The organism is Corallococcus praedator (assembly GCF_003612125.1).
Lineage (GTDB): Bacteria > Myxococcota > Myxococcia > Myxococcales > Myxococcaceae > Corallococcus > Corallococcus praedator.
Map to the genome: position 1 here is coordinate 1 of NZ_RAWI01000451.1, position 7,011 is coordinate 7,011.

7 protein-coding genes are annotated in these 7,011 nt (G+C 68.1%); 1 reads left to right on the forward strand and 6 read right to left on the reverse strand.

The genetic code is table 11. The annotated features are described in order from the left end of the window. Window positions 1-561: 561 nt before the first annotated feature. Together D7Y13_RS35735 and def are read right to left on the reverse strand one after the other, a co-directional pair. Window positions 562-1,257 carry a sterol desaturase family protein gene (locus D7Y13_RS35735; protein ID WP_120537715.1) on the reverse strand — a complete coding sequence of 232 codons (696 nt, stop codon included), beginning with the start codon at window positions 1,255-1,257 and terminating at the stop codon, window positions 562-564. A gap of 48 nt (window positions 1,258-1,305) precedes the next feature. Continuing rightward, complete coding sequence (def, locus tag D7Y13_RS35740; RefSeq protein WP_120585890.1) at window positions 1,306-1,857, reverse strand: peptide deformylase; 552 nt, start codon at window positions 1,855-1,857, stop codon at window positions 1,306-1,308. 118 nt (window positions 1,858-1,975) lie between these two features. Between def and D7Y13_RS35745 the strand changes: the two genes are divergently transcribed. Then, window positions 1,976-2,458 carry a nuclear transport factor 2 family protein gene (locus D7Y13_RS35745; RefSeq protein WP_120585891.1) on the forward strand — a complete coding sequence of 161 codons (483 nt, stop codon included), beginning with the start codon at window positions 1,976-1,978 and terminating at the stop codon, window positions 2,456-2,458. 12 nt (window positions 2,459-2,470) lie between these two features. On the opposite strand, the gene D7Y13_RS35750 is transcribed toward D7Y13_RS35745, so the two are convergent. The 4 genes from D7Y13_RS35750 to D7Y13_RS35765 all read right to left on the reverse strand — a co-directional run bounded on the left by D7Y13_RS35750 (window position 2,471) and on the right by D7Y13_RS35765 (window position 6,453). After that, the gene (locus tag D7Y13_RS35750) at window positions 2,471-3,949 is read right to left on the reverse strand and encodes a hypothetical protein (RefSeq protein WP_120585892.1); all 1,479 of its coding nucleotides are present in this window, start codon (window positions 3,947-3,949) and stop codon (window positions 2,471-2,473) included. A 156-nt stretch (window positions 3,950-4,105) separates the two neighbouring features. Further along, entirely contained in the window at window positions 4,106-4,639 is a 534-nt protein-coding gene (locus D7Y13_RS35755; protein WP_120585893.1) for a hypothetical protein, read from the reverse strand. A gap of 39 nt (window positions 4,640-4,678) precedes the next feature. Beyond that, window positions 4,679-5,296: a DUF2378 family protein gene (locus D7Y13_RS35760; RefSeq protein WP_120537720.1), complete on the reverse strand. Its 618-nt coding sequence runs from the start codon at window positions 5,294-5,296 to the stop codon at window positions 4,679-4,681. Window positions 5,297-5,343: 47 nt separating this feature from the next. Next, window positions 5,344-6,453 carry a 3-oxoacyl-ACP synthase III family protein gene (locus tag D7Y13_RS35765; protein WP_120537721.1) on the reverse strand — a complete coding sequence of 370 codons (1,110 nt, stop codon included), beginning with the start codon at window positions 6,451-6,453 and terminating at the stop codon, window positions 5,344-5,346. Window positions 6,454-7,011: the final 558 nt, after the last annotated feature.

A 7,011-nucleotide genomic window follows, 5' to 3' on the forward strand; every position in this document is an offset into this window, starting at 1 on the left:
GTCAGCTTTTCCCACCGCTTTCGTCCGCTCTGTTGCCTGCCGGACTTTCTTTCGATGGGGCGCGGCTTCTACCACCGCCGCGCTCGCTGTCAACTCTGCGTTGACTGCCCTATTTTCTTGTCGGTGCTGCGCTCTCCCAGAAGTTCCTTCCGCGCCAGTGCGCGGGCTTCCGGGTGAGGGGCGCGGCTTCTACCACCACCGCCACTTCGTTGATCAACTTCTTTCGAGTCGATCCCTGCTGCTTTCCGCTCCAGCGACCGACTTGCTGCTGTCGGCTTCGGGCGGGGCGCGGCTTCTATCTCTTCGCCGCGTTCGGGGTCAACAACCTTCGTCGACCCTTTTCTTCCCACCGTGCAGCTTTCCGGAGTGCCCTGGGGCACCGGTCCGTTGCGCGGAGGTCCAGTGTCTAACGCTTCGATTCGGAGACGTCAAACCCTGATTGATCCGGGCCGAATCGTTCTACCTGCGCGCCGGGGATATGGGCACGCCGTTCCCTGGTGAGAACCCCCGAGGCCGGGGTTCCTTCTTCCACGCCATTTCCCTCGGAGCACTGCCTGCCCCTCATCCAGCGGGGCGGCGCCTTCCGCGCTCCTCCCTCCATAAGGTCCCGATAAGCAGGTCCGCGAGGGGGAAGGTGATGTTGAAGTTGTGGCGCCCCATGAGGGTCGGGTCGTGGTGCACCTGATGGTGCCTCCTCAGGAATCGCACCCCGGGGAGACGGGCGCTCCAATGGTCGTTCGGAAGGTGCGTGCCGAAGTGCACCCATTCGTACGCGAGGTAGTAGCCCAGGGCTGAAGCGATGAAGAGCCAGCCCGCGTTGGCGGAAATCAGGAGGAAGCAGAGGGCTCCCAGCGGCGCGGCGACAGCTCCCAGGAAGAAGAGGAGCAGCACGGGCGGGAAGAGCACCATCTTGAAGTCCCGGCTGGACTCATAGGCCATCGCCTCGTGGGTGAAGAAGCGGTGGTGCTGCGCGGTGTGACGCTCGAAGAGGAGGCCCAGTCCCCTTCGTTTGTGGTGCATCGGTCCGCGGTGGCCGAGGAACTCGACGCCGTTCGCGAGCACGAAGACGCCGGGGATGCCCAGCAGTTCCCAGAACCGCACCGCCTCCAGCCGACTCAGGGCCAGGGCGATGCCGATGAGGCAGACGAGACTGGTGAAGGCGAAATGGGCCCAGCCTCGATAGCCCGGTCCGATGACCCGGGCCCGGTACTCCTCCCGGAAGGTCTGGACCTGGCGGGGAACGGGGCGCGATTCCATTCGCCGGAGCGTAGCGCGCCCTCCGGGTTCCCCGCCTGATACGCCCGGCTAGGAGCGCTTCGAGCCCTTTGCCTTCTGCTCCGGGGGCGGCGCTTCGTCCTTCTGACGCGCCAGCGACTTCTGCAGCTTCCGCATGCGCTCCAGGATGAGCGTCCGGTCCACGCTGGAGAGGTGGTCCACGAAGACGTGGCCGTCCAGGTGGTCGATTTCATGCTGGAGCACGTGCGCGAGCCGACCTTCCGCCTCCAGTTCGTGCCACTGGGCCGCCTTGTCCTGGTAGCGGACCTTCACCTTCTCGACGCGGGGGCACTTCTTCCACACGTCCGGGACCGACAGGCAGCCCTCTTCCAGCTTGATGGACCCCTGCTTCGACAGAATCTGGGGGTTCACGATTTCAAACGAGGTGCCGTCCTCCCTGCCGACGATGGCCACCCGGAGGGGCACTCCGACCTGGTTGGCCGCGATGCCGATGCCCTTGGCTTCCGCCATGGACTCCGCCATCTCCTCCAGGAGCTTTTCGAGCGCCGGGCCGAAGTCGGTCACGGGCTGGGTGGACGTGGTGAGAACCTTGTGGGGCCAGATGACGATGTCGCGAGCCATGCGCCCGCATCCTGCCACGCGGCGTCCCGTTGCTCAGCACTTCCGTCACCTTCGACCCGCCGACTTCCGGTACCGGGCCCCCGAGCGCCGAGCCCGACCGGTCTGATAGACCGCCGGCATGCACCCGAACGCCCAGCTCATCACCGACTTCTATTCGGCCTTTCAACGGCGTGACGCCGACGGCATGGCCGCCTGCTACCACCCGGACGTGGAGTTCTCCGACGAGGTGTTCCAGGGTCTGCGCCACGCTGGCGTCACCTCCATGTGGCGCATGCTGCTGGAGCGCGGCAAGGACCTGGACGTCTCCTTCAGCGGCATCCAGGCCGATGACCGCACCGGCAAGGCCCACTGGGATGCTCGCTACACCTTCAGCCAGTCGCGCCGGAAGGTCCTCAACCGCATCGACGCGACGTTCGTGTTCGCCGATGGGAAGATCCTCCGCCACCGCGACCATTTTCCCTTCTGGACATGGTCCCGGCAGGCCCTGGGGCCCGTGGGACTGGTGCTCGGGTGGACGCCGATGCTGCACAACAAGGTGCGCGCCCAGGGCGCCGCGGGACTGCGCAAGTACATGCAGGAGCGCGGCATCCAGGGCCCCTGATTCGCGGCGGCGTCACCCTCCTACGTCGAGTTGCTTCAGCGTCACCGGCCCCTTCGTCCCCTGGCGCGCCAGGGTGGCTTCACAGCGGACCTGTCCCATCCAGTCCGTGTAGCGCAGCGTGGCCGTACCGTCCGCATGCAGCCACAGGGTCGCGTGACCGTGATTGCCCCGGTCCTGGCGCACGCCCGTCCATTCGGGGAAGCGCGGCCAGGATTCGAAGAAGCGCACCGGCGCCACCGGATGCGTCGGCGTGTCCTTCCGCTCGTAGGGGAAGCCTCCGTGCCCCAGGCTGGCCCCGAGGAAGGGCAGCCCCGGTGCCCGGTCGTACAGCGCTCCGCCCTGGGCGCCTCCCCAGCACCAGAGGTCCACCCACTCCCGCTCCACGACCAGGGCACGCAGGTCCTCTTCCACCAGCGGCGCGAGGCGCTTGCGGTCCGGGCCATAGGGCGCCGCGTGGCTCAACAGGATGTTCATGGCGCCCCGCCTTCGTCCCTCCGACAGCCGCTGCTCCAGCCACTGCAGCAGCGCGGGCTCGCGGTGGCGGCCGGCTTCGAACCAGGCGGTGTCCAGGCCGATGAGCTGGAAGCGCTCCGCGGCGAGGCAGAAATAGGTGCCCTCCTGCGGGTGGCGGGGGCCCGCGCCCCGGCGCTCGTCCAGGTAGCGGAAATAGGCGCCCGCGCCCGAGCGCATCTCCGGCGCCGCGTTGAGCGTCAGCAGCGTCGTCGTCGCGAGCAGCGGCTCCAGCGGCTCCGCCACGTGCGCGTCGAACTCGCCCTGTCGGCCCGCGTAGAAGACGCCTCCCAGGTGCACCGCGCAGTCCAGGCGCTCCCCTCGCATCACGAGCTGCCGGGCGATGTACCGGGAGGTGTATTCGCCCGTGCCGAAGTCCCCGAAGAGCGCCACCTCCACCGGCTGCCCTGGCTCCGGCTCCCGCAGCGGGTAGAGAAAGCGGCTCTTCGCGCCGAAGTGCCAGCGGAACGGGGCCTGCCTCGCCGCCGCGCCCTGCTCCAGCCAGACCGGCCCGCTGAACAGCAGCCACCCGCGCAGGTCCGACCGCGGCTCGAAGCGCGTGCGGGTGGGGTCGATGGGGATCTCCTCCGTCTTCAACGGGAACGTGAAGTCCGGGGGCAGGCCTCCGGTGCCCTGACGGACCTGGCGCTCGGTCGCGTCGAGGCGCTCCTGCAACTGGCCGGGGTCCGTGAACAGCAATTCGAGCTCCCGCAACACCTCCACGAACGCGCCCACCGTCACGCGCGCGCCCAGGCCCGTCTCCGTCCAGCGCAGCACGTCCTCCGGTTCGCGCAGGAAGGCCGCGCGCAGGGCCTCCAGTTCCTCGGGGCCGAGGACCGGGAGGTCCGTGTCCGCCGCCAGGGGCGCTTCCGTCTGGAGAGCGTGCGTCGTCGTGGATTCGTTCGCGGACGGCGTGACCTTCACGCTCGCGGGCGGACGGTAGCCGAGCGACTCGTAGAGCTGCTTCCACCTGCCTTCCATGCGCGTCCCCCTCCTGATGGCCGTGAATGGCCCCGGGCCTCATCAAGGCCCCACCGAAGGACGCATTCTCCCAGGCATCCCCGACATGGCTGTTCGTCCCGGGGCGCCGGTTCCCGGTCGCATCCGGACGCTACAGGCCCTCACGCAACGCGACGCTCAGGGGCTCGCGGAGCCTTCGTTCCGGAAGGTGTAGAGCGTGTAGTACGAGCCGGTGGCGAAGCCGGGCAGCTTGAGCGGATTGAACACGCTCAGGTTCGACAGCACCCCGCCCACGAACCCCGGGGGCACCTCCACCAGCTTCAGTGCGCCGCCGGCCAGCACCACCCCTGCCTGGGGCTGGTCGTTGCTCACCAGCGTGCACTCCCCCGACGCGGTGAAGTGGCCCACCGGCAGGTGGAAGCGCGCGTAGAAGGGCACCCGCGTGCCCGGCGCGAACGTCCGGTCCGTCAGCCGGAAACAGGCCGTCGCCGTCCCCACCTTTTCGTAACCGTCCTCCACGGACCGCCCGTCCACCACGCGATGGACGGGCACGTACAGGCTGGCCCCCAGCTTCACCGTGGGCTCGAAGGGTGCCGCCGCGCACACCGCCGGGTCCGGCGGCGACGCGGCGTCCTCCTGCGAGCGGAAGGCATACACCCACTCGTTGCCCGACTGCAGGCGCACCGCGGTCCCGGTCTGCTGCTGAGACATGTTCGGCTCCCCGTGTGGACCGCGGGCTTCGTGCAGCGGTTACTGCCAGGACAGCGCGTATTCGGTGTCCACCGGCCCGGTCTGCTTGCCGTGGACCTGCACCCCTCGCGCACCCAGCGCCTCGATGACGGCCTGGAGCACGCCCTCGTGGTACGCGGGCGGCATGAAGTCACGCTTCATCACGAGCCTGCCCGTGCGGTCGCCCGACCAGTCCACGCTGCGCTCGCCGTAGCTCACCGCCGCGCGGTAGCCCGTGGGAAGGTTCGTCACCAGCCGCTTCGGGCTGTCTCCCGCGAGCAGGAGCAGCGTCTTGCCCGCCGCCGACGACAGGAAGTCCGTGGTCGCCTGCGTGCCCATCTTGCGCAGCATCGCGTCGAAGCCGCCGAGCTGTGGCCCCATCAACTGGGCTCCGGTGAAGGCCAGCTTCAGGAACCCCGACACCGGGTAGTTGAAGAAGTCCACGAACTTCTTCTCCGGTACCGACGCCAGACACCGCTCCACCGCCGCGTCACCGCCCAGGATGCGGACCGCGTTCAGCGCTCCGTTGAAGAACATGCCTCGGGCCGTGTCGTCGGGGGTCGCCAGGGCCAGACGCTTCTCCAGGTCCTGGGCCACTGCCGCGTCCAGGCCTGGTGCTTCCTTGCGCTGCTCACTCATAGAGGGGGGGAATCTCCCGGGGGGGTGGAGATGAACGCCCGTGCGCACTAGAGCCGCACGAGTTGAGCACCATAATGAACGTTGGCTCCGACAGCCGCCACCACCACGAGCTCTCCGCTGCCGAGCGTCACCCTGCCCTGCTCGAGGTCCTCGGACAGGAGGATCAACATGCCCGCCGCCGACGTGTTGCCGATGCGGTCCACGTTGCAGGCCACGGCCTCCTTCGGCAGGCCCGCCCGGGTCACGAACGAGTCCATCACCCGCTTGTTCGGCTGGTGGAAGTAGTAGCGCTTCACCTGCTCGCGCAGTGCGGGCGTGAGCACCGCGTCCAGGCACTTCTGCATGTACTCCGGGTAGCTGCGCGCGACCTTGAAGCCATCCACCACGAAGGCCATGTCCGACGGCCGCGTCCGCCCCGGCTGGTAGGGCAGCTTCAACATGCCGCCGCCCCGTCGGGTCACCAGCTCCGCGTACGCGTTGCCGGAGAAGGAGGACAGGATGCCCGGGCCGTCCTCGTCCCCCGGCTGCGAGCGCAACACCACCGCGCCCGCGCCATCCCCGAAGACATACATGGACAGGTAGGCATTGAGCGCCTTGGGACGGCCCGGCGTGGGCGGCAGTTCATCCGTGTAGACCTCCCGGTTGAGCAGGGGCGAGGTGAACGCCGAGGCCACCACCGCCACCGTGCGGAAGCGGCCGCCCTCCATCATCTTGCGCACCAGGTCCAACACGTACGGCGTGCCGCCGCAGCCGTCGTCCACCACCAGCGCGAACGCGTCCTCGCGCAGCCCCAGCCGCTCGTGCAGGGCCATGGCGTCGTGGTTGAAATGCGGCGCGTCCGGCGTGCACGTCACCACGAAGAGCGCGTCCAGCTCCTTCGCCTCCACGCCCCCGCGCGACAGCGCCTGGCGCAGCGACAACTCGCACATGTCCGTGTTCGTCGCCGGGTAGAAGCGCCCCGCCACGTCGTCCGGCGGCGGAATCGCGCGGCCCGTCTCGTCGTCGAAGTCCCACAGGAACCGACGCTCGCGAATGCCGATCTTCTCTTCGATGCGCGCCGCGGACCAGCCGGGGATGGCCCGAGCAATCCGCTCGTTGCTGATGGTCCGCGCCGGAACAAAAGCCCCCGCTCCCACCACACAAACCCGATCGGTCATTTCGTGGCCCCTGACATCACTGCCCTGCCGGACGGGATGAATTCCCTGGCAAGACGGACTTTCAGAGCACGTTCCAGGCCACTTCCTAACCCCCTGGAAAGACGGACAATCCTGGTGATGGTCGCGTCAGCAATGAAGTGCACCGCCGGACAGGCGGCGCTCAAGTCATTGAAACAACAGGGGAATCAGCAATGCTTCAATATTGAAGCGGCCGACATGGAATGAACCACACGCGGTGTGCGCTTCACGCTGCGTGGCACGCCATAACACAAACGGGGTCTGCCGGTGCTTCAAAATGACAACGCACTGCGATTCCGCAAGTGTCCGCGCGCCCCAGGAAGAAGGGCGGCGGACTTTTCCGGCGGACCCGTCACGCCTCCCCCCCATTCAGCAGGTCGCGTCAGGTCCCCGGGCTCATACGGAAAGCGCTCGAAATCGGATTTCGGCGCGCCCCTCAGAAGGGGATGTTGTCATCGTCGTTGGGGGGCGGGATCTCACCGTCGTCCGGCGGGTTGCCGTAGCCGTAGCCCCGGCCGCCTCCGCCATTCCCACCACCAC